Source organism: Streptomyces sp. NPDC096012, assembly GCF_040426375.1.
Lineage (GTDB): Bacteria > Actinomycetota > Actinomycetes > Streptomycetales > Streptomycetaceae > Streptomyces.
Map to the genome: position 1 here is coordinate 1 of NZ_JBEOTD010000009.1, position 23,647 is coordinate 23,647.

A 23,647-nucleotide genomic window follows, 5' to 3' on the forward strand; every position below is an offset into this window, starting at 1 on the left:
GGGCACCAGCCGTCGACGGCTGGTGCCCGGCCCAGTCGGCAGCACGCAGCCCCTTTCCCCCTCTCCGCGTCTGCGGTGCGTGGCCGCCGCGGCGAGACGTCCGCTTGCCGCCGGGAGTAACGGCTCCCTTCACGTCTGGCAGGTCATCATGCTGATCCGCGCCTTCGTCAATTCTCTGCTTCGGTCCTTCCTCATGGCGTCCCGGTGCCTTCTTCCCTCGCCTTTTCACCGTCCGTTCGCCACCGGGACAACGGACTCACCATACGCCGATGAGGGAAAAAGCGCGCCGGAGTCGAAAGCGCCTGGTTCCGTCCGGGTATTGCTTTCCGGGGGGCCGGGCTGGGTAGCAGTTCCCACCGTATGGGAAGTTGCATCCCCGAGGGACGAACCCCAAGTGAAAATCCTGTGCGGCAACGCCTATGAACATTTCGAGTTCTCAGGCTTGTACTCCCTCCACTCTGGGGAGCGATTGCCCGTCTACCGCTGGTGTCGCCGCACCTGTGTGGCCGAATAACCCATCATCCGATCCAGAGGGGAATTCAATGATCTACTCACTATCATGGGCAGGTTCCTCGTGAGGCGGCGCACCGGCGTACGCGCGCGGGACGCCGTCGTGACCGGAATCGGACTGTGCCTACCCGGCCCGGAGAGCCCGGTGTTCACCGCCGACGATCTATGGCAGGTCGCCTCCACCGGAACGTCCTGCCTCGTCAAAAAGGGCGTCTACTACGGCAGCGTCAACCTCTCCACAGCGGCCTTCGAAGAACAGGTCCCGGGTATCCCGGAGTTCTTCTCACGCCATTACACGGACGCTCATCGCTTCGGACTGGTGTCGCTCGCGCAGGCGTGCCGGGACGCGGGCCTCGATGTGCAGGAGGACCTCCAGGAAGCCGCCGTCCTGGTGGGCCGCGGTGGCGTGGACGCCAACATCGACAGCTACCTCGCCGTGCTGCGCGCCGACCCCGCGACCTATCCCGTCGCCGAGGCCCTGGAGATGTTCGTCGCGGCCGAGCAGGCCGTCACCCCGTCGGACGTCGCCCTGGTGCAAGGGGCTCTCACCCGGTCCAGGGGCGCCAACTTCACGGTGTCGTGCGGCTGCGCCTCCTCGGCCCTCCAGGTCGGCAACGCCCTGAGTCTGATCGCGTCGGGGGAGGCCGACATCGCGGTGGTGACGGGGGTTGACGTCTTCAGCGTCACGATGATCCGCAACATCCAGCGCCTGCTGAGCGGAGCCCAGCAGGCGTACGACGCCATGCGCTCCGAGGACATGCCCAGTCTGCTGCCGTCGTTCGACGCCCTCATGCGTCCCTACGACAAGCGCGCCGACTGCATCAACCACGGCGAAGGATCCGCGACCGTCGTCATCGAGAGCCGGGAACACGCCTTCGCACGAGATGCGCGCATCTACGGCCAGATCCTGGCGCAGGCCACCACGCGCGACGGGCTCGCCAACCCGCTGGCCTCCGACGAGACGGGGAAAGCGCTGGTGTCCGCGGTGCGAAGGTGCCTCGGCGACACCTGGGACATCGCTCAGGTGCCGTACATCCACGGGGGCAGCGACGGCAACGTCGTCGTCACGGCGTTCGAGGCGAATGCGATCAGGGAGCTGTACGGCTCCGCGTCACACGACCTCCTGATGTCCTCGCAGGAGGGCTGCTTCGGTCACAACGGTGCGCCGGCCGGCTGTCTGGGGGTGGCACTGACCCTGCTGATGATGCGGAACAGCCAGGTGTGCCCCACCGCCAACTGCGAGCAGCCGGCCGAACACCTGACCTTCGACCCGGTCCCCGGGACGCTGTCACGCCCCCTCGACTTCGACTACGCGTTCACCTTCAACTACCAGGTCGGGGGCGTGAAGAGCGCGATCCTGCTGGGCGGACCGGACGTCTGACCCCGTGCCGCCACCGTCCAATCGCCGTCGCCCGGTCCGAGACCGTGGACGCCCCGCGGAGCCAGGTGTTCCACGAGTGCCACGGTCATCCCTCGGACACGTGGCGACGGCCGCCTCGTCCACTCGCGCCTGCGGGCTCCGGTGCGCCGAGCCCGCCGTCGCACGGCCCGGCCCGCGGTCCGCCCGCCTCTCCCGGCGCGGCCCGCGCTCCTCCCCACTCCCCCACACCAAGGAGACTTTCGTGGCCAACGACACGCACGGCCCTCGGCCGGCGAACGCACCCATCGCCGTCATCGGCATGGGCTGCCGTCTCCCCGGAGACGTCGACTCTCCAGCATCCTTATGGCGTCTGCTGTCGGAAGGACGCGACGCGGTCGGCGCTCCCCCGCCCGGCCGGGATGTGGCCGGCCCCGGGCACAGGCCGCACGCCGACACGCACCCGGCCCCGCAACAGGGCGGCTATCTGACGGACGTCTCGCGGTTCGACGCGGACTTCTTCGGCGTCGCGGGACGCGAGGCCGACGTCCTCGACCCCCAGCACCGGCTCCTTCTGGAGGTCGCCTGGGAGGCCCTGGAACACGCCGGACTGCCCCCCGACCAGCTCGCGGGCTCTCCGACCGGCGTCTTCACAGGGCTGAGTTACAACGACTACATGGACCAACTGGCCGGCCGACCCGAGGAACTGGAGGGCTCCATCCTGACGAACGGCCACTGCGTCGCCGCCGGACGGATCTCCTACCTCCTCGGCCTGCACGGCCCCAGCGTCGCTCTCGACACCGCGTGCTCATCGTCCCTGGTCGCCTTCCACCTGGCGTGCGAGGCCCTGCATCGCAAGGAGTGCGACCTGGCCCTCGCGGGCGGCGTCACGCTCATGCTCGCCCCGCGCATCACCCGGTCCTTCGCCCGGATGGGCATGCTCTCACCGACCGGGCACTGCCACACCTTCGACGCGGCGGCGGACGGGTTCGTCCGCGGTGAGGGCTGTGGGGTCGTCGTTCTCAAGCGCCTGCCCGAGGCACGCCGGGACGGCGATCGCATCCTCGCCGTCGTCCGCGGGTCCGCGGTCAACCAGGACGGTCGCTCCGACGGCCTCGCCGCCCCGTCCGCCGACGCCCAGCAGTCCCTCTACCGCGCCGCGCTCCACCGGGCCGGTGTCGATCCGGCCCGGATCTCACTGATCGAAGCACACGGCACGGGCACCCCGGTGGGCGACCCCGTGGAGTTCGCGAGTCTGGCCGCTGTGTACGGCAGTGGCCTCTCTCCCTGCGCCCTCGGCTCGGTCAAGACCAATCTCGGCCACCTCGAGCCGGCCGCCGGAATCACCGGGCTGATCAAGACCGTCTTGTGCCTGCAGCGCGGAATCATCCCTCCGAACCTCCATTTCACACGGTGGAATCCGGCCATCTCCGCAGACGCCACTCGTCTGTTCGTCCCGTTGGAGAACATCACATGGCCCGCCAAGGAGCCGGTCAGGCTGGCTGTGGTGTCCTCGTTCGGTTTCTCCGGAACCAACGCCCACGTCATCCTCCAGGAACCCCCACGTCCCTCCCGCCGGGCCACCCTGCCGTCTCCCCGCAACCCCCGGACGGCGCCGCCCGAGGTGATCCTCGTGGCCGCCGGGTCCCAACGGGCCCTCCCGGAGGCCGCCCGCAGGCTGGCGGACTGGCTGGAGACGGACGGCAGGAACGTCCCGCTCCGGGATGTCGCGCACAGCCTGGCGCTGCGCCGCAGCCTCGGGCGGGGACGCCTGGCGGTCATCGCCCGGTCCCGCGGCGAGACCGCCGACGCGCTGCGGCTGTTCGTCGGCGGACTCCCGGCTCCCTCCTTGGTCTCCGGTACGGCCGACGTCATCGCTCCCCGGCGTGCCGTCTGGGTGTTCTCCGGCCAGGGCTCTCAGTGGCCCGGCATGGGCCGCGAACTCCTCGACCGGGACGAGGCCTTCCGCAAGGCCCTGACCGGGGTCGACGGGCTCATCCGCAAGGAGGCGGGCTTCTCCGTCCTGGAACTGGTCCGGGCCGGCGAACCCCTCACCGGCTGCCCGAAGATCCAACCGGTCCTCTTCGCCCTGCAGGTCGCTCTCGCCGCGGCCTGGCAGGAACACGGCGTCCAACCGGCCGCTGTCATCGGCCATTCCATGGGAGAGGCCGCCGCCGCGGTCGTGGCCGGAGCCCTCACCCTCGCTGACGGGGTCCGCGTCATCTGCCGGCGCTCGTCGCTGCTGGAGCGGATCGCCGGCACGGGAGCGATGGCCAGTGTCGCCCTGGACCGGGCCACGGTGGAAACGGCCCTCGCCGATGCCGGAGCCGACGCCGTGTCCGTCGCGGTCCTGGCCGCGCCCGACACCACTGTCATCTCCGGCGACGCCGACGAGGTCGCCCGTCTGATCACCCGGTGGGAGGAGCGGGGCGTCCCGGCCGTGCCCATCGCGGTGGACGTCGCCTCGCACAGCCCGCACGTCGACCCGTTGCTGGCCGACCTGCACCAGGCACTGTCCGGTCTCACCCCCCGCCCGCCCCGCGTCCCGTTCTACTCCACCGTCAGCGAGGACCCGACGCGGAGTCCGCTGCTCGACGCCGCCTACTGGTGCGACAACCTCCGCCGGCCCGTTCGTTTCCACCCCGCCGTGACCGCCGCGGCCCTGGACCGGCACCAGATCTACATCGAGATCTCACCGCACCCCGTGGTCACCCAGTCCCTCACCGACTGTCTGGCCCCGCAGTTCCCCGACGCCGTCGTCCTCCCCACCCTGCGCCGCGGCCAGGACGAGACGGCCACCTTCCGGACGCAGCTCGCCGCCCTCCACTGCCACGGCGGCACCGTCGACTGGACGCCGCTGTACCGCGACGGCTCGCTGGCCGACGTACCGACCATCACTTTCGATCGCACGCGCCACTGGGCCGTCGGGCAGACGCCCCTCGCCGACGACGGAGCGCTGCCCGGCCGGCACACCGAGGTCCCCGGCGATCCGGTCCGTCACAGCTGGCACGCCACCGCTCCGGCCCAGCATCTGCCCTGGCTCGACGACCACCGCGTCCACGGCGCCCCCGTCCTGCCGGGAGCCGGTTTCTGCGCGGTGTTCCACACCACGGCCCTCACCGCGCTGTCCGCCGGCGCGACGGACGTCGACCTCGTCGACATCACCTTCCACGACCTGCTGCGCGTGAACCGCGACACCGAAGTGAGCACGACCGTCACTGTCACCGACGGCGAACAGGCCGCCTGTGAGATGCACTCGCGTGCTCCGGACGGTTCGTGGCAACCGCACGCCTCGGCCATCGCCCGCCGCGCGCTCGCGCCCCACGCCACTCGCACCGCCTCCATCCCGGGCCTGCACCGCAAGCACCCCGTCCCCCTTGACCCCGAGAGCCTCTACGCCGGACTGCGGGCCCGCGGACTGGAGCACGGCCCGGCCTTCACGGGCATCACCTCACTGCGGACCACGAAGCAGAGGGACAGTTTCTGGGCCCGCATCCGACTGCCGGAAGCCGCTCGCACCCCGGCCCCGGCCCTGAGCGCACACCCCGTCCTCCTGGACCTGTGTCTGCAATTGCTGGTCGCGGGAGCCGCCCAGGACGGCGCACACGCACCGATCCTGCCGGTCGGGATCGGCGCCCTGCGTCTCCTCGGCGACCCCGCGCAGGCCGTTCACGCACACGCGCTGGTCACGGAGAACAGCGACACGACACTCGCCGGGAACGTCCGGGCGCTGGACGCGCACGGCCGCCCGGTCGTCGCGCTCGACGACGTGCGCTTCCGACTCGGCGCACCTGCCGAAGAGAGCTCCGTCGACCAGTGGTTCATGGAACTCGGCTGGCACCGCGCCCCCTATCCCCGTACCACCCCCACTCCGCCGGGGAACTGGCTCGTTCTCGGTGAGAGCGACGGCCGAGCCGACAGCCTGGCCGCCATCCTGCGCACCGCCGGGGCCCGGGTCCAGGTGCGGGACATCCCGCCGGCCTCAGGTGATCTGGCCTCCTTGGCAGAGGTCTTCGGTCAGTACCTGGCTGCCGGAAGCGACCCCTGGCGCGCCGTCGTCCTGCTGTACAGCTCCTCCTCCGCCGGTGACGCGGACACCACTCAGGGCGCGCAACAGCGCGCACGCCGGCTACTCGCACTGGCGCAGGCCGCCGACGAGGGCAGCGGAACGTGGCGTCTGTACGCGGCCACCGAGAAGGCGTACGCCGTCGCCGCGGACGAGACCTGTCACCTCGGCCAGAGCAGCGTGCGCGGTGTCGCGCGGGTCCTTGCCGTGGAGCGGCCCGGGATGCGGCCCACGCTCATCGACACCGGTCCCGAGGAGGACGGTCTGCGGGCGCTGGCCGCCGAACTCCTGGCCGACGCTCCCGAGGACGAGGTCGCACTGCGCGGTGGCACCCGGTTCGTCGCGCGCATCGAGCCCGCGCCCGTCACCCCTGCCGAGGCGGCGGCCCGCACCGTCCGGACCGTTCGGTTCGGACACGACGGGTTCCGTCTGCGCGTCGGGCGGTTCGGCGACCTCGACAGCGTGGAAACGGCCGCGACCGGGCGTCGCCGGCCCGGGCCCGGTGAGGTCGAACTGCGGGTCCAGGCGGCCGGTGTCAACTTCCGTGACGTCCTCACCTCTCTGGGCATGCTCGGCTCCGAGCCGGCCACTGCCTACCGCATCGGGTTCGAGTGCGCGGGTGTGATCAGCGCGGTGGGACCTGGCGTGGACCACCTCCGCCAGGGGGACGCCGTACTGGCCGTTCAGCTGGAGGGCGGCGCCTTCGGCTCCTTCGTCACCGTCCCCGCCACCGCGGTCGCTCCCGTGCCGCGAGACTTCACACCCGTCATGGCGGCCGGGCTGCCCACGGCCTACCTCACCGCCTGGTACGCCCTGCACCACGTCGCACGGCTCGCTCCCGGTGAACGCGTGCTGATCCACTCCGCCACCGGAGGCACTGGCCGGGCCGCGATCGCCGTCGCCCGCCTGCTGGGCGCTGACGTCCTGGCGACGGCCGGAACGGAGGTGAAGCGGCACCAGCTGCGTGGCCTGGGGATCCGCTGCGTCATGGACTCGCGCACCCTGGACTTCGCCGAAGAGGCTCGTCGGGCCACCGAGGGCCAAGGGGTGGACGTCGTCCTCAACTCCCTGACGGGACCGGCCGTCCGCGCCGGACTCGAAAGCCTGCGGCCCTTCGGGCGCTTCGTCGAACTGGGCGTACGCGACATCCTGGCCGACGCCGCCCTCAAGCTGGGCCCGCTGCGTCACAACATCACCTTCAGCACGGTCGATCTCATCGAGCTTCAGCAACGCCGGCCGGAGTTGCTGGCCACGGTGCTGCGTGAAGTCATGGACCACGTCACGGCGAGGCGGCTCAAACCACTGCTCTGCACCGAGTACCCGTTGGAGTGCGCGACCGACGCCTTCCGTCTGATGGCCCGGGCCGCACACACCGGCAAGATCGTGCTGACAGTGCCCGACCGGGGAGAGATTCCCGCCGTGGTGCCCGAGGGCCCGCCCGTCGTACGGGCCGACGGCGCCTACGTCATCACCGGGGGTCTGGGCGGGCTGGGCCTCGCCACCGCTCGCTGGCTGGCCGAGCAGGGAGCCGGCCGGATCGTCCTCAACGGCCGCCGGCCCCCGTCGCTGGACGCCGCTCGCGCAATCAACGACCTGGCTGTCGACACCACGGTCGTGCTGGGCGACATCTCCCGGCCCGGCACCGCTGAACGGCTGTTCGAGGCCGCCACGAAGGACGGTGTTCCGCTGCGCGGCGTGGTGCACTGCGCCATGGTCCTCGACGACGCCGCGTTGACGACCATCCGCGATCACCAACTCAGGCGGGTCTGGGCCCCGAAGGTCACCGGTGCCTGGAACCTCCACAACGCCACGGCCGGCCACGCGCTGGACTGGTTCGTCCTCTACTCCTCGATGAGCTCCCTGCTGGGCAACGCGGGACAGGGCGTGTACGCGGCGGCCAATGCCTGGCTCGACGCCTTCGCCACCTGGCGCACCCGGAAAGGTCTGCCCACGCTGGCCGTCGACTGGGGCCCGTGGGGGGAAACGGGCCAGGCGACCGATTTCGCCGAGCGCGGTTACGAGACGATTCCCACCCGCCAGGGCCTGGAGGCGCTGCACTGCCTCCTCACCCACCAAAGGGTGCAGACGGCCGTGATCCCCGGGCCGCCCCATACCTGGGTCCCCCGCACGGCCGCCGACTCCAGCCTGTTCGCCCTCCTCACGCCAGACGGTGTCCCCGCTGAGCGGCAGCACTCCGGAACCGGTGACTCGGACATCCGGGCCCTTATCGAGGCCCTGCCCGCGGGCATCGCCCGCCAGACGGCCCTGGAGAGTTATCTGGCCGACCACATCCGGGCCATCCTGCGTACCGGGAGCGCCTCACTCGACCCGCAGACGCCCTTGAAGTCCCTCGGATTCGACTCTCTTCTGGCCACCGAACTACGCATCCGCCTCGACTCCGACCTCTCTGTCCGCCTCGCGAGCAACTTCGTCTGGCAGCACCCGACCATCGCCTCCCTCGCCACGGCCCTGGCCGTGCACATGGGCCTGGTGCCGCAGGAGGATACGTCGCGTTCCGACACCTAGCCGCCGCACGAGCCCTGTTCCGGGCCCGGCCTGTGTCCCGCTCCCGTAGGGCAGCGGGACACAGGCGTGCGCGAGCCCCGGCCGCCACGCCACGCCCCGTGTCGGACGGCGACATTCGTTCGGCCCTGTCCGCGGTGTTCCACACTCCCGCGCCGGCTTCGGGATCGTGCGCGCTCACCGATAGCGGGCGAGGCTCGCGCGGCGAAACGACCACGAAGCCTCAGCCGACTCGCGCCCCCGATGGTGCCGCTCCCCGGCCTGTCCACCCCACCGCCGGACAGGCCGGCGACGCTCAGCTCTCGGCGAGACGACGGCACCCCGCGGGGCTGAGCCCGGGTTCGGGCGACCGGAGTGACCCCCGGCTGTCCGTGCCGCGGCGAACAGCAGCACGGCTGTCTCGGCACGCACCACGTACCCGATTCCGTCATGCCACCCCGCCAGGCGAGCTGTCGTGCCTTGCGGTCGCCACGTCGGCGCAGTCGGCCAGCAGAGAATCCCGCCCGGGCCAGTGCCCGGGCGGGATTCAGTGCTCGTTCGTACGGGGCGCCGTGCTCGGATACCGGGAGACGCACCGTAGGTGGAGGCGCCGGCGTCGATTGCCGACCCCGCGGGGTCGGTGACGACCCCGCGGGGTCGGTGACGACCACGTCGACCGCTCCTGCCGTGCCGGGTGGGGTGGCCGACAGGGTGGTCGCGTTGATCACCGCGAACGGTGCCGGCGTGCCCTCGAAGGTGACCGAGTCCGTGGAGTCGAGGTTGCTGCCGGTGACGGTCACGGCCGCCGGCCCTGTGCCTGCCCACCTGCGGCAGTCTGGTCGGCTTCGTGACGGGAGACGTCACCAGCATCATCTCCATCGACCACTGAAGCCGCGGCGGCGGACGGCTGCCCATGGGGTACGTCGAGCCAGGCACCGGGGGTCGGTCCTCCCACGCACTCGTGGCAACCCCAGGAGGGGTGATGACGACGAGCACGGCCGTCACCCACCGGCGGGCTCTCGCGTACGGGAGCGGGCCGGACCGGACCGCCTCACCGTGCGAGCGGCCTTGCCCGGACCCGCCCCCGGTCGGTCGGCGAGCGGTTGCACGACCGGCCCCCTCGGCACGGCACCGGAGTGGTCCGGGGCCGTGCCGAGGGGGCCACTCCGTCAGCGTGGCCGACGGAGGCTTCGGGTGCGATGGGTCACACGGGAGGCAGGCAGGGGGTGAGAGTGCCCGTGGCCTGGACCGGTGTGCCGTTGATCGTGGCGGAGGCGGTGTAGGTGCCGCTCAGGATCTGAAGGAGCGACAGGCCCGCGTTGAGGGTGGCCGTACCGGAGGCGTCGGTGACGGCGGTACCGACCACCTGCCCGCCCACGGAGAAGGTCACCAGTACCCCGGCCATGGGGGGTGTCACCGTCGCGCGCAGGGTGGCGGTGAACAGGTTCGGCAGCGGGAACGGTACGTTCACCCGCCAGCAGGCCGGCAACGCCTGCAGAGGCCCGGTGCCGGACTGTTGGACCGTGATGGTGATCGGCAGGGAGACGACACCGCTGCACGAGCAGGAGGTGCCGGCCGCGGTGACGGTGGCGGTCACCGTGGCGGTGCCCGCGGTACCGAACGTGAGCAGACCGGTGGCGATGCCCAGGGCGTTGGTGGTGACGGTCACCGGTGAGGTGCCGCCGTTGAAGGTGACCGTGGCGCCGGCGACCGGACTGCCGCCACAGGTCACGACGGCGGTGACCTGGACGGGCTGACCGACGGTCACCGGAGCGACGACCGGCAGCACCACCACGGAACAGGTCGCCTGCGCGGGCACCGTGACGGTGATGGGTGCGAACGTGCAGGCGGCGCAGGTACCGGCGGCGGGTGTGAAGCTGACACCGACGGTCTGTCCCGGCAGCAGGCTCACGCCCAACGGTACGGTGGCCACCACGCCGTTGGTGACCGTGGCCGTCACCGTCGCCCCGCCGGGCAGGGTGTAGGTGATCGTGCCGTTCAGGCCGGTCAGCCCGGCCGGGCAGGTGAGGGTGGTGGCCGCCGTCGTGACGCCCCCGGTGGTGGTCAGCGTCGTGGTCAGCGTCCCTGCCGGAGCGGCGGTGACCGTGACGGTGCCGGTGGCGGCACCCACGACCGCGCTGCCGGCGTCGGTGTACACCACCGACACCAGCTGAGCGCCTGAACCGGCCGCGACGAAGGTGACAGGTCCGGCCGCGCCCGCCGTCACCGCCACGGTCTGCGGGGGTGCGCCGTCGTAGCTGAAGGTCGCGTTCACCGCTGTGGCCGGAGCACCGGTGGCGGAGACGGTGAAACTGGAACACGCGGAAACGGTGACAGGAGTGATGATAAGTGCCATGGAAATGAACCCCTTTGTGCGAGGAAGTGAAGGCTGGGGCCGCCTGGTCCATGAAGCCGCGAGGTCGGGAAACGACGCCCTCGCGGCACACCCGCCGGGGTGCCCCTCACGACGCAGCCACCGCTCGCGGTAAGGCTGGTCGACCCCGGCGGAGGATGGGCGCCCCGCTTGCCGGTACAGCCGATTACAAGCACCGCCGAACGGGAGCGGGCCATACCTTCGCCACCAGCTTCACCCGGATGGCCCAGCCGCCCGTCCGAGGAGATGACACACCCCACGCCGCACTCCACACCCCGCCCACCACGTCGCGAACGGCGTCCGGTTACACCGATCGGGTGACGTCCACCCCGCGCTGTTGAGCGCCTCGGCCGGCAGGTGGGTTACTGGATCGGCAGCGCGGTCCCGTTCCCGCCGACTCGGTCCACGCCGTGTCCGCCGGGTCCTGTTCCGCCCGCACCATGAGCACACGCCGCGCCGGCAGCCGATCCCTGGCGACGGGTGCCGCATGCGTTGCGCACCAACCGGCGCTGACCACTCGCGCCAGGCTCTGCCGCACGCTCCGCGCCCCCGGCGCCCCGAGCACCACGGGCGGCACTGGCAACGTGCGTTGCGGATCTTCCGATCCGACTTTCCCACCACTTCTCTGCAAAGGGACTACCGACTATGACTCCGAACGCTCTCGCCCCTCCGCACCAACTCGCCGGCGCGTGGCCCGTCCCTCCTGCCGGCCCGCCCGTCCTGCTCGCCTTGGTGCCGACCACCGGACCCGCGACCGGTGGCAACACGGTCCGGCTGACCGGGCAGAACCTGCGCGGCGCCGTGAGTGTCTCCTTCGGCGGCACGCCGGCCACCATCGTCCAATGGGGCCTCGCCGGCCTCCCGGACGACGGCTGGGATCAGTCGGCGAGCGCCGTCCCGGGGACGGAGCCCCCGGCCTGGCAGGGTGGACACGACGGTCATGGCGACGGACATACCGGCGACGGCCGTCCGGGCGGGGACCACCCACGGCCCGACACCCTGGTGGTGATCGCGCCTCCGCACGCCCCCGGCACCGTACTGGTCACCGTCACCACCCCGGCCGGCACCAGCAACCCCCTTCCCTACACCTACCTGGCACCCCCGCCGGCCCCCAGCGCGATCAGCCCCACCAGCGGCCCCACCACCGGTGGCACCCCCTTCACCATCACCGGCACCAACCTGGCAGGTGTCACCGGGGTGCTCTTCAACGGCGTTCCCGCCACCGGCGTGACCGCCACGGCTACCAGCGTCACCGGCATCACCCCGGGCGGTGCGGCCGGAAACGCCGTCGTCACCCTGATCAGCCCCTCGGGCACCACCACCGTTCCCGGCGGCTTCACCTACGTCACACCACCCCTCCCACCCACCGCGGTGGCCATCGTTCCCGCAGTGGGACCGGTCACCGGTGGAACCCCGTACATCATCATCGGCACCCATCTGACCGGGGCGAGCGTCACCTTCGGCAGCACCCCGTCCACCGTTCTGTTCATCAATCCGGCCGGCACCCTTCTGCTCGGCCTGACCCCGGCAGGTCCGGCGGCCGGTGGGAACGTGCCCGTCACGGTGACCGGCCCGGGCGGCAGCACGACCGTCCCGGGCGGGTTCACCTACTTCGCGCTCCCGCCGATCCCGGCGCCCACGGGGATCGTGCCGGCGACCGGCCCCGCGGCCGGCGGCACCTCCTTCACCATCACAGGCAGCAACCTGGGTGGCACCGTCGCCGTGCTGTTCAACGGCGTCCCCGCAACAGGTGTGACGGCGAGCGCCACCACCGTCACCGGGACCACCCCGGCCGGTGCGGCCGGATCCGCGACGGTGACCCTGGTGACCACCTCCGGTGTCGTGGCCGTCCCCGGCACCTTCCTGTACGTCTGATCCACAACCGTGGCAAGGAGACGCTGATCCCCGGCTGGGCGGAGACCGTGGTTCGCCCAGCCGCAGGGAGAGCTGCCCGGGGTGGCGAGGGGACCTGAACCTCCGCTTCCGGCCCCGAAACGGCATGTAAGCAGGCCAAGGCGTCCTGGAGGTGGCGCAGCCGCTCGCAGTGAGGTCGCGGGCTTCCCCGTCCGTGCGGGACTCCTTCAAGGCCCGCACGGACGTCAGATCGATCACCTCACGGCACCTGGCTTCCGGCTCCTGGTTGTCCTGCTCCGGGTCGGCGGCCGAGGACGCGTCCATCCGCTCGGGCATCGCCGCCTGCCGGTGTGCGCCGACGTCGTACAGCCGGTCCGCACGGCGGTGGTGGTGCGCACCTTCTCCCGCACGACTGCGCCGGCGAGGGCGGCCCGCCGGTACTCCGACGGGAGGCGCTCGAACGGGCTGCTACCTGTCCCGCCAGGTATCCACGGTCCAGAAGACCGCGAAGCCCGTCCACACCATGGCGAACACCCAGGCCACGGGGTGGCCGCCGAACATCGCCATGGAGCCGAGCCAGCCGACCCCAAGGGCCACGAACAGCGAGCCGAAGTTGAAGAAGGCGAAGAGGCCGGAGAGCCGCCCGCTCACCAATGCCCATGCGCCGCCCGCCAGGATCAGGCAGCCCAGCGCGATCCACGGGACGATCGCCTGCTGCGAGGAGGGCTCGTAGGAGTCGATGTGGCCGCGGACCCTCAGCTCCACGACGTCCCCCTGAAACAGCCGGACTTCGGCGTGGTCACCCTTCCTGGCGTCGTCGTACGTCTCCGACCCCACGCTCAACCACTTGGTACTCCCCGGCCGTTGAACCTTCAGGTCGTAGTACGTCGTACAGCTCGTACCGCCGCCTCCGCCGCCCGCGGTGGTCACACCGCCGACCGCCACACCACCGATGCCGCCACCGGCGGTGTTCATACCGCCTCCGGCCGTGACTCCCCCGGTCGTGATGCCTCCCGTCGTGCCGCCACTCGTGTCGTTGGACGTGCAGCGCTCACCCGTCCGCCGGTCGAGCACCGTGCCCGCCTCGCGCCGCACGCACAGTTCCCCCTCGTCCCCGTCCCCGCTCCGGCCCCCGCCCTGGCAGACCGGCGCGTCGCGGTACTCCATGGTCGCTCCGTAGCCTTCGGCGACCTGCTGACCGCAGAGCAGGACTCCCCCTCCGGCCGCGAGGACGAGCAGCCCCCGTAACCAGTGGGGCAGCCGCCTGCGGTACCAAACGTTGCCGTACCCCCTGCTTTTCACCCAGCTGTAATCCCCGTTCGGCTGAGTCCTCATGCACCGGCCCCGCCACAGAACGTCATACCCGGGCCAGAACCGGGGGGTTGGAATTCCAACCCCCCACTGTCGGAGCGCCGGGCGTCAGGTCCAGCCGCCGCTGAGCGGCGGTGGAGGCCCCGGCGGCCACACGGACACCTGGGTGTCCAGGACCACCGGTGCGACGTGCAGTTGCCGCGCTCGTCGTCCGCCTGCCGCGCCGGTGGGGACCGGCCCGCATCGCGCACTTCCTGCACCCGGCGCCTTCGACGGGTCCCCGACGTCCCGGGGCAGCACATCTAGAACGGCGTCAGGGTCAGCCGGATCCCGGTGGGTGCGGTGTCCTGGATGTAGGACGCGAAGTCGGCGACGTCGTCGAAGGCGAAGCCGTAGGCCTTGCCGTCCTGTGTCGCCGCGTGAACGGCCTTCGCGTAGTGGTTCGTCAGGTCGGTCCGGTAGAACGCCGATGCGTCGGTGACCGGCTGGGCGGGGTTGCCGAGCAGGGTGGAGCGGTTGAAGCCGGCGCCCAGGACGGCGGCGACAGGACCGGTGGTGCCGTCGTTCGGGGCGGCGAGGTTGCCGTCGCAGAACAGGACGTCGCGGGTGGACGGTTTGCCGAAGGCGACCGGGGCCGGACCGTCGAAGGTGAACTTGTCGGCGCGTACCCGGCCGGTGAAGGTGCCTGCGTTGGTGGTGACCGTCAGGTCCTTACCGGTGTAGGTGCTCCACACCTGGTCGATGTACGGGGCGAAGTAGTCCTTGGCGAACAGGCCCGCGTCGAGGCCGTGGCCGGGAGCGATCACGCGAAGGTCGTCGACGACCAGGGGGGCGAACTCCGCGACCTGCTTGACGGCGCTGAACACCGCGGCCCGGCCCCCGTCGCGCAGGGTGCCCGTGGTCTGGTCCTTGGCTCCCGTGAGCCGGATGCTCATCGGCACGCTGAACATGTCGACCATGGTCGTGTTGCAGAACATGCCCGAGGCGTTGTGGGTGAACTCGGCGCAGTCGTGCAGGATGCGGTAGTTGGGGTCGGAGGTCACCCAGCCGGCGGGGTACTGCAGTGCCGCATTGCCGTTCCCGTCCGCGACGGCCTTGAACTTCAGTTTGTCGCCGAGCGACACGTAGATGCGGCCGGACATGCGGGGCAGCGTGAGGCCGGCCTCCCCGCTCGCGGGCAGGGAAAGGGCGTAGTCGGTGAAGCCGTCCGCCCCGTTGTCGGACAGCGATATCGGGGCCAGGGTGCCGTCAGGGGTGACCCGGACCTGCTTGCCGTCCTGGTTGCCGACGATGTAGACGTGCACCGAGGCGTTGTCGAACGAGCCGCTGTTGTTGACGATCGTGAGCGGGAGCGCCCCTGCCGCTGCGGCCTTCGTGCCGTTGTCCGTCGTACCGGCAAGGGCGTGGGGAGCCAGGGCCGCCGCGGCGGGCGCCGCTACGGCCGCTCCGCCCAGGGCGACGAGCAGCTTGCGGCGGCTGAGACTGCGCTGGTGACGTGGTGCCATGTTCTTGTGCCTTTCCCTGGTGCGTGTGCCTCGTGGAGGCGAGTGGGGGTGGGGTGGGCCGTCCGCCTGCGGGGTCAGCCCACGGTCCACTTCTGGTTGCCGGTGCCGCCGCAGGTCCAGATCTGCAGCCGGGTGCCGTCGGCCGCCGCATTGTCCTTGGCGTCGAGGCACTTGCCCGCGCCGGTGTTGGTGAGGTCGTGGGCGGAGGTGTAGGTCCACTGCTGGGCCTTGCTGCCGTTGCAGCCGTACAGCTGGACGGGGGTGCCGTCCTCGGTGGAACCGCCGCGTACGTCGAGACACTTGCCCAGCGCGCGGAGGGTGCCGTCACTGCCCAGCGTCCATTTCTGGGCGTCGGCGCCGTTGCAGTCGTGCAGTTGGATCGGCGTCCCGTCCGCGGCGGAGGCGCCGGCCACGTCGACGCACATTCCGCCGATGCCCTTGATGGCGCCGCCTGCGCCGGTCGAACCGGTCGAGCCGCCCGCGTCGGAGGTCGAGACGTGGACGTAGTCGACGGTCATCGTCTGCGGGAGGGAAGTGGCCGAGTCGGGGCTGCCGGGCCAGTCGCCGCCGACGGCGAGGTTCAGGATGAGGAAGAACGGATGGTCGTAGACCCACTTCTTGCCACCGAGGTCGGACGGCGTGCGGGTCTCGTAGGCGTGGCCGTCCACCGACCAGGTGATCGCCGCCGGGCTCCAGTCGACGGCGAAGACGTGGAAGTCGTCGGCGAACGCCTTGCCGTCAGGAAGGGTGTACGCGGCACCGAGCCCGCCGGAGCCGGAGTAACCGGGTCCGTGGATGGTGCCGTGGACCATGCCGGGCTCCTTGCCGACGTTCTCCATGACGTCGATCTCCCCGCTGTCGGGCCAGCCCGCGCTGGGAAGGTTGTCGCCGAGCATCCAGAAGGCCGGCCACATCCCCTGGCCGCGGGGGATCTTGATACGGGACTCGAAGTGGCCGTACGCCTGGGTGAAGCCGCGGGCCGTGTTGAGGCGGGCCGATGTGTACTGGCACGTCCCGTTCCAGCACTGCAGTCCGGAGTCGGTGTTCTTGCGTGCTGTGATCACCAGGTGTCCCTGGCCGTCGAGGGCGGCGTTCTGGTTGCCCGGTGTGTAGTACTGCAGCTCGTGGTTGCCGTTGCCCGAACCGCCGGTCTCGACCGTCCACTTGGTGGGGTCGGGAGCGCTTCCCGCACTGCCGTCGAAGTCGTCGGACCAGGTCACCGCGGTGGGTGCGGCGCTGGCCCGGTTCGCCCCGGAGCCGGTGGTCGTGATGAGGAGGACGGTGACGAGTGCGGCGGCGACCAGTGAGACCAGTCCGCCGAGCGTCCACCGCCGAGCGCGATGAGCTGCCATGGCTGGGATGACACCTTGTCTGTGGGGGGTGCAGGTGGTTCCGCCCGTACGGCGGACCGCGAACGAGGAGGCGGATCGTTCGGTTTGAGAGCGCTCTCTCATTACGGTGAGCCGTTGGGGGGATCCCGATGGTACGCACGGCCGTTGCCTCGGCCAACTTGTGCGGGGCGCGACCAAAAGCCCCTGAACTGCGGTTACTTGAGCAGCGAGTCGAGACTCAAGAACGCTTAAGAGGCGTTTATGCCTCACTTAAGGTTGAGCGTCTCCCCGGGGCCAACCGCCGGAATGGTCAGTTCCGTGATGAGTGCGCTCGGGGTCCCGACGAGGTCGGTGACGATGGCGAAGAAATCAGCGGCGCACCGAGCACCGTCTGGTACGTCCACTCCCGCGCCAAAGCGCCCCGCTCCCGGGCGTAACGGGCCGGCGCCCGCTCGTCCGAGAACGCCAGGATGAACCGCACCCCGTTCCGGTCGGCGGTCAGCATCCCCCGCTCCTCCACCGGACCCGGGCCGTCACCGAGCGGCACCAGGACGGGGGTTCGACGGAACTCGCCGAGCAGCGCCGCGAAATCCCTCTTACACTCTGCTACTTGGGGGGCCTTGTGTGCAGCAGTGCGCGCTCTCCCCCGAGCGGTCGAATGTCCTGACGGCGAGCAGAAGCCCGGTCCCGGTGCGAAACCGGGGCGCGGAAGTGCCGTCGCGCTGCGAGACTGTCCCGATGATCACCATCCCTGCTGCTGTGCTGGATTCGTTGTGCGGGCTCGCGTTCGGCGATGCCTTCGGTGACCGCTGGTTCGCCATCCTGCGCCGGGACGGTCCGGCCGGCCTGGAGGCGCGCACGCTGCCCCCGGAACCGCTGTGGCGGTGGAGTGACGACACCGCCCAAGCACTTGTCCTCGTCCGGGAACTCGTCGAGGGCGGCGGCACCGTCGACCAGGACCGCCTCGCGCTGCGCTTCGCGGCGGCCTACGCCGAGGACACGCACCGCGGGTACGGAGCCTCGATGCATGACGTGCTCCGCCGGATCGGCGCGGGCGAGCCCTGGCCAGAGGTGGTCGCCGGACAGTTCGGCGGCCAGGGGTCCTGGGGCAACGGCGCGGCCATGCGCGCCGCTCCGCTCGGCGCCTGGCACTGCGCCGACCTCGATGCGGTCGCTGAGCAGGCCGCCCGTCAGAGCGCGGTGTCGCACCATCATCCGGAAGCAGCCGCCGCGGCGGTGGCGGTCGCCCTTGCCGCGGCGCTGGCCACCCGCAGCCGGGGCGGGAACGCCCCGGCCAGGTCGGACTTCCTTCAGGCAGTCGCCGAGCGGCTCCCCGACAGCGACGTCCGGTCGGGAATACGGATCGCTGCCCGGATGCCGGCGCACACGTCGGTTCGGCACGCCGCGGAGGTCCTGGGCTCCGGCTACCGGATGTCGGGGCCCGATACCGTCCCGTACGCCCTGTGGTGCGCGGCGGGGCACCTGGACGACCTGCAGGAGGGTCTGTGGGTCACGGTTGCCGGGCGCGGTGATATCGACACCACCTGCGCTGTCGCCGGCGGGGTGATCGCCGCACGCACGGGCGTTGCTGCGCTCCCTCGTGCCTGGCACGCCGCCTGCGAACCGCTGCCCCCGATCGTGACAGAGTGAGGACTCCTGTCGGACCCCGCGAGGCCGGCTCGGCGGAAGAAACCCGTCGAGCCAGGGACTGGTGGACGGTGCCGGTGTCCTTCGGTACTTGGTACGAGCGCGACCTGCCGTCAGTCCGACACTTCCGGTCCGACGCCTCCCGCGTGCAGGGTGCGCTCCCCGCACGCGGACGCCCCGTCAGGCCCGGGCGGTGATGCCGCTCAGGAGCAACTCCAGGGCCTGCAAAAGCTCTTGCCGGAGCTTGCCGTCGGGCTCGGCGTCCGCTTCACGGAACCAGCGGTACAGGGCGCCCAGGTAGATGTCGCGCAGCACGTTCCCCACCTGCCGGGGGCATACGTCCTCGCGGAATTCCCCGCTGTCCCGGCCGTCCTCGATGATCTCCGCGAACAGTTCGGCGACGTACGGTTCTTCCATGAGCGGCCGGCCGGCCTTCACCCAGGCGATCAGCATGGCGGCGGCACGCTCGTGCTCTTCCTCGTTGATCCGGCCCAGGATCGTGATGCAGCGGCGCAGGCGGTCCGCGGCACCGATCCGCTCGGGGAAGGCGTCCGCCATGACGGCGACCAGCCCCTCCCTGCGCCGTTCGCCCCAGGTGCTGATGAGGTCTTCCTTGCGCTGGAAGTGGTTGAAGAAGGTTCCCCGGGCCACGTCGGCACGTTCGGCGATCTCGTCGACGGACGTCTGCTCGTATCCCCGCTCGGCGAAGAGTTCCAGCGCCGCGGTGTAGAGGCGCTCCTTTATTTTGATCTTGTTCCGCTCGCGGCGTCCCAGCGGCTGGGGCGTGTTCTCGAGTGGGGACGTGTCCATCTCTTCCTCCTGCACGTGCCGTATCAGTAGGACAGAGACGTGCGTCGCGGTCGAGTGCGGCAGGTGGGCGCCTGCTTGTGCAGTGACATGTCGGGTGGACTCTCCTGCGTTCTCGCACTCACCGGTTGCCGACTGCTCGGGCCCCGGCCCTACGCATTCTTATACCACAGTTCATTCATGGTTTACAGTCGACCTTTCCGGGATGCGGCAGGGCGGCCGACAGGCCCCTGGGGTTCCGGGGGTGTCGGCCGCCCTGTCTCTCTCCGCCTTACGCCGCGGTGAGTTCGCCCAGGAGGTCCGCGATCGGCTGCTGCGACAGGAGGCGCCCCACGGGGACGTCGATGCCGTGATCGGCCAGCAGTCGCTGCCGCAGGTGCACGGCCATCAGGGAGTCCAGCCCGAGGGCGCTCAGCGGGCGGCGGACGTCCATCTGGGAGGCAGGCAGCCCGAGGAGGCCGGCGGCATGGTCGAGCAGTGCCTGGTGGGGATCGGGCGCCGTGCGGCTCCGGGACCGATCCGGGTCCGCCGGCTGCGAGGGCTCGGCGACGGTGAGGGGGCTGGCGGCCGGCGTGGTGCACGCTGCGGTGTCCGCCGGGGCGTCACTTTTCGCCGTCATGGCGCCCAGGAGCGCGGAACCGATCCCTTGCAGGGTCCGGGAGACCACGGGCGGCAGGAGCCGTTCGGTGAGCCAGCCCGCCACCGCACCGACGGACGGCATCACGGACCCCGGTCTCGGGGCCGGCTCCGCGGGGAGCCGCCGGAGCCGTATGCCGGTGAAGGAGGCCAGCAGGCCGCCGTCCGGCGCGTACAGCCGGACGTCGGCGAGGGCGGAGTCCGGGCCGGCCGGCGCGCACGTGCCGACGCTCCAGAAGCGTTCGGGCAGGTCGCCGAGCACGCGGACCTCGCCGAACTCCTCGGGGACGTAGAGAGGTTCACCCCCGGTGTCCGGCGCGGCGGCCCGGCGGGCGGACGCGGAGCCGAGCGCCTCGGGCCACGCGGAGACCAGCGGCAGCAGCCCCGCTTCCCAGGCCGCCGGACCCTGCAGCAAGGGGCGCCCGACGCGCGCAACGAACTCGCCTTCAGCGCACCACAGTTGTTCCACCGAGCTCAGGCCGCCTCCGATCGTGACGCCGTGCCGACGGGCCTGCGCCTCGAAGCGGTCGCGCGGCAGATACGTGGTGCAGCGGGCCAACGCCGCGTCCAGTACCGCGTGTACGGCGGTCGCGTCGGTGCCCTCGGCGGCGTCCGCCGCTACGGCCTCACCCTCGGCGTGCGGGACGGTCTCACCGGCGCGGGTGGAGGTGACCGACACCGGGCGGCCCCCGTCGCGGGCGGGCGCGCCGATCTCGACCGTGAGCGCGGTGGCGGCGGTCCCGCGTGCGTCCACGACGTGCGGGGACAGCCGTACGGCGCGCAGGACCGGAGTCGTGTGGCCGCAGACGTCGCGCACCGCGTCGATCGCGGCGAGGAGGTGGACGACGGCGGGAACGGGGGTGCTCCCCCGCACCGTGAGGACGTGGCTCCGGCAGTCGCCGGCCGCCCAGTCGGCGAGGGGGAGGGTGCGCGTGCGGACGCCCGGGGCCTGGGCCCGGGGGGCCGAGGTGGCGGGGAGGTAGTCGAGGGTGTCCCAGGCGTAGGTGGGCAGGCGCACGCCCGGGGTCATCTCCCGGTCGAACCAGCGGGTCCAGTCCACGCTCGCGCCCGCTGCGTAGACCTGCCCGACGGTCCTGGCCAGCGCGTCCGGCTCGTCCTGGTTCCGGCGCAGGGTCGCCACGACGGCACCGCCCGCCGCGTGCGCGCAGAGGGTGTCCTTGATGCCGCCGGACAGCAGGGGATGGGGACTGACTTCGACGAACACGGTGTCCTCCGCCTTCGCCGCCGCCCTGACGGCGCGCGTGAAGTGCACGGGACCGCACAGGTTCTCCGCCCAGTAGGCGGCGTCGGGTACGGAGTCACCGCCGGCACCGACCAGGTCGTGACCGCGCACGGTGGAGATCATGGGCAGCTCGGGCCGTCGTGGGGTGAGGCCGGCGAGGGAGTCGAGCAGGTCCTGGCGGATCTCCTCCATGGCCGGGGAGTGGGAGGGCACGTCGACGCGGACCGGGTGGCAGGCCACGCCCTGCCGTTCCAACGCGCTGGTCAGGTGGGCCAGTTGGTCGCCGGGACCGGCGAGCACGGTCGCCCGCGGCGCGTTCTCTGCCGCCACGCGGATGCCGGGGTGGGCGTTCGCGATGATTCGCTGGGCCTCGTCCGCGGACAGCTCGACGAGCAGCATGCCCCCGCGTCCGGCGGCCCGGCTCATGAGCCGGCTGCGGCGGCAGATCACCGCTGCCGCGTCCCGCAGGGTGAGAGCGCCGCTGACCTGGGCTGCGGCCGCCTCTCCCATGCTGTGGCCGATGCACAGGTCGGGCCGTAGTCCCGCCTCTCGCAGTGCGGCGGCGAGCGCCACCTCCACGGCCCACAGCAGGGGCTGCACCGTTTGCACGTCGTCGGAAAGGTGGGCGCGGTCGTCGGTCAGCAACTCCAGGGGAGACCAGCCCAGTTCGGCGCGCACGGCGTCCGCGCACCGAGAAAGCGTCGTACGGAAGGCGGGTGACGAGGCCAGGAGGCCACGACCCATTCCCTGCCACTGCGAGCCCTGTCCGGGGAACACCAGAGCGGTGCGCCGGTCCGTGTCGAAGCCCGCTTCCCCGGTGCCGCCGTCGGTGATCGCCTCCCCTCGCGCCAGGGCCAGCAGCCGGTCCGCCATCCCCTCGTGCGTCGCGGCCGTCACCCACAGGCGGAAGGGGTGGTGGTCCCGGCGCAGGGCGGCGGCCGCGCACAGGCCGGCCAGGGGGGTGGCGCTCCCCGGGCCGCGCAGGTGGGAGGCGTAGGCGCGGGCGAGGCCGCGCAGGGAGGCGGGTGTGCGGGCGGACAGGACGAGCAGCGGCCGCCGCTGCGGGCGGTGCTCCTGCCCGGTGGGCTCCACCGCGCCTGCGCCGGTGTGCGCCCCGTCGGTGGACTCGGTGCGCTCGGTGGACTCGGTGCGCTGGGTGGACTCGGCGGGCCGGGTGTACTCGGCCACGATGGCATGGGCGTTGGTGCCGGACAGGCCGAGGGAGGTGACGCCGATGCGGGCACCGTCGCCGTTGCCGGCCAGGGGCTCGTTCTCGGTGACCAGCCGGAGGGGGAGCGTTCCCGAGGCGAGCAGCGGGTGGGGCTCGGCGCAGTGCAGGGACGCCGGGATGACGCCGTGTTCGGCCATCAGCACCGCCTTGATCAGGCCCGCGATCCCGGCCGCGGCCTCGGGGTGGCCGATGTTCGTCTTCACCGACCCGATCCGCAGCGGACGGCCGGCGTCCCGGTCGCGGTGGACCGAGGCGAGCGCGGCGAGTTCCACACCGTCGCCGACCGGCGTTCCCGTGCCGTGCGCCTCCACGTAGTCGACCTGGCCGGGTGAGATGCCGGCCGCCGCGCAGGCCTCCTCGATCGCGGCGACGTGTCCGGACTCGGCGGGCTTGAGCAGAAGTCCGCTGCCCCTGCCGTCGTTGCAGACAGCGGTGCCCAGGAGGAGCGCGCGCACCTGGTCGCCGTCGCGCAAGGCGTCGGGCAGCCGCTTGAGCACCACCACGCCGACGCCCTCGCTGCGGACGAAGCCGTCTCCCGAGGCGTCGGCGAACTTGCACCGCCCGTCCGCCGAGAGCATGCCGCTCTGCGAGTACACGATGGCGTCCTGCGGCGACAGGATGAGGTTGACGCCGCCGGCGAGGGCGAGGTCGCTCTCGCCGGCGAGCAGGCTCTGCCGGGCGGCGTGGACGGCGACGAGGGACGAGGAGCAGGCGGTGTCCAGGACGACGCTCGGGCCGCGGAGGTCCAAGGCGTAGGAGACACGGCCGGCGGTGACGGCCCGTAACCTCCGGCCCGCGGCGCCCCGGACCGTGGTGCGTGCGTCGAGGGGGTGGTGGACCTCGTCGTAGTCGGCCGTGGCCTGACCCACGAAGACACCGGTGCGTGAGCCGGCGAGGGCCGAGGGTGTGAGGCCCGCGTCCTCGAGCGACTCCCAGGCGACCTGCAGCAGGAGGCGCTGCTGTGGGTCCATCCCGGCCGCCTCCGCAGGTGAGATGCCGAAGAAGCCGGCGTCGAACGCGAAGGCGTCGGTGAGGAAGCCGCCGTGCCGGGAGACGGTCCGGCCCGGCTCCTGCGGGTCGCGGGAGTAGTGCTCGGCGATGTCGAACCGGTCGGCGGGCACGAGGGTCACGCTGTCGGGCCCTTCGCTCCCGGGAACGCGCATCCGATTCCCACGACGGCCACCGCGGCCCGTTCGGTCGTACGCGCAGCGCGCACAACTGTCCCCCTTCTCTCGGGCATGGGGAGACCACCCTCCCCCGTACGTGAGCAGCG

General features: G+C 71.6%; 12 protein-coding genes. 5 read left to right on the forward strand and 7 right to left on the reverse strand.

All coding sequences use genetic code 11. The features are described from left to right. Nucleotides 1–193: 193 nt before the first annotated feature. From ABVB68_RS11755 to ABVB68_RS11765, 3 genes are all read left to right on the forward strand, one after another. Nucleotides 194–514, forward strand: a complete 321-nt coding sequence (locus tag ABVB68_RS11755; RefSeq protein WP_353601055.1) for a DUF5988 family protein — start codon at nt 194–196, stop codon at nt 512–514. Nucleotides 515–559: 45 nt separating this feature from the next. After that, nucleotides 560–1,891 carry a beta-ketoacyl synthase N-terminal-like domain-containing protein gene (locus ABVB68_RS11760; protein ID WP_353600878.1) on the forward strand — a complete coding sequence of 444 codons (1,332 nt, stop codon included), beginning with the start codon at nt 560–562 and terminating at the stop codon, nt 1,889–1,891. Between the two features lie 298 nt (nt 1,892–2,189). Continuing rightward, nucleotides 2,190–8,459 carry an SDR family NAD(P)-dependent oxidoreductase gene (locus ABVB68_RS11765; RefSeq protein ID WP_353601056.1) on the forward strand — a complete coding sequence of 2,090 codons (6,270 nt, stop codon included), beginning with the start codon at nt 2,190–2,192 and terminating at the stop codon, nt 8,457–8,459. On the opposite strand, the gene ABVB68_RS11770 is transcribed toward ABVB68_RS11765, so the two are convergent. Together ABVB68_RS11770 and ABVB68_RS11775 are read right to left on the reverse strand one after the other, a co-directional pair. Next, the gene (locus ABVB68_RS11770) at nt 8,456–9,235 is read right to left on the reverse strand and encodes an IPT/TIG domain-containing protein (RefSeq protein ID WP_353600879.1); all 780 of its coding nucleotides are present in this window, start codon (nt 9,233–9,235) and stop codon (nt 8,456–8,458) included. The two genes, ABVB68_RS11765 and ABVB68_RS11770, sit on opposite strands and share 4 nt — an antisense overlap. A 404-nt stretch (nt 9,236–9,639) precedes the next feature. Then, nucleotides 9,640–10,791: a hypothetical protein gene (locus ABVB68_RS11775; protein ID WP_353600880.1), complete on the reverse strand. Its 1,152-nt coding sequence runs from the start codon at nt 10,789–10,791 to the stop codon at nt 9,640–9,642. Nucleotides 10,792–11,454: 663 nt separating this feature from the next. Between ABVB68_RS11775 and ABVB68_RS11780 the strand changes: the two genes are divergently transcribed. Further along, nucleotides 11,455–12,684 carry an IPT/TIG domain-containing protein gene (locus ABVB68_RS11780; RefSeq protein WP_353600881.1) on the forward strand — a complete coding sequence of 410 codons (1,230 nt, stop codon included), beginning with the start codon at nt 11,455–11,457 and terminating at the stop codon, nt 12,682–12,684. Nucleotides 12,685–13,131: 447 nt separating this feature from the next. On the opposite strand, the gene ABVB68_RS11785 is transcribed toward ABVB68_RS11780, so the two are convergent. The 3 genes from ABVB68_RS11785 to ABVB68_RS11795 form a co-directional block, all read right to left on the reverse strand. After that, complete coding sequence (locus ABVB68_RS11785; protein ID WP_353600882.1) at nt 13,132–13,965, reverse strand: hypothetical protein; 834 nt, start codon at nt 13,963–13,965, stop codon at nt 13,132–13,134. A gap of 311 nt (nt 13,966–14,276) precedes the next feature. Further along, a complete protein-coding gene (locus ABVB68_RS11790) occupies nt 14,277–15,479 on the reverse strand; it encodes a glycoside hydrolase family 64 protein (RefSeq protein WP_353600883.1) in 1,203 nt (400 codons plus the stop codon). A gap of 74 nt (nt 15,480–15,553) precedes the next feature. Continuing rightward, on the reverse strand, nt 15,554–16,831 hold the full coding sequence (locus ABVB68_RS11795; RefSeq protein ID WP_353600885.1) for a ricin-type beta-trefoil lectin domain protein: 1,278 nt from the start codon (nt 16,829–16,831) through the stop codon (nt 15,554–15,556). A gap of 717 nt (nt 16,832–17,548) precedes the next feature. On the opposite strand from ABVB68_RS11795, the gene ABVB68_RS11800 reads away from it, so the two are divergent. Beyond that, nucleotides 17,549–18,460, forward strand: a complete 912-nt coding sequence (locus ABVB68_RS11800) for an ADP-ribosylglycohydrolase family protein (protein ID WP_353600886.1) — start codon at nt 17,549–17,551, stop codon at nt 18,458–18,460. Nucleotides 18,461–18,637: 177 nt separating this feature from the next. Here ABVB68_RS11800 and ABVB68_RS11805 read toward each other — a convergent pair whose 3' ends face one another. Both ABVB68_RS11805 and ABVB68_RS11810 read right to left on the reverse strand, forming a co-directional pair. Continuing rightward, entirely contained in the window at nt 18,638–19,267 is a 630-nt protein-coding gene (locus ABVB68_RS11805; protein ID WP_353600888.1) for a TetR/AcrR family transcriptional regulator, read from the reverse strand. Between the two features lie 268 nt (nt 19,268–19,535). Next, nucleotides 19,536–23,537, reverse strand: a complete 4,002-nt coding sequence (locus tag ABVB68_RS11810) for a type I polyketide synthase (protein ID WP_353600889.1) — start codon at nt 23,535–23,537, stop codon at nt 19,536–19,538. Between the last annotated feature and the right edge of the window lie 110 nt (nt 23,538–23,647).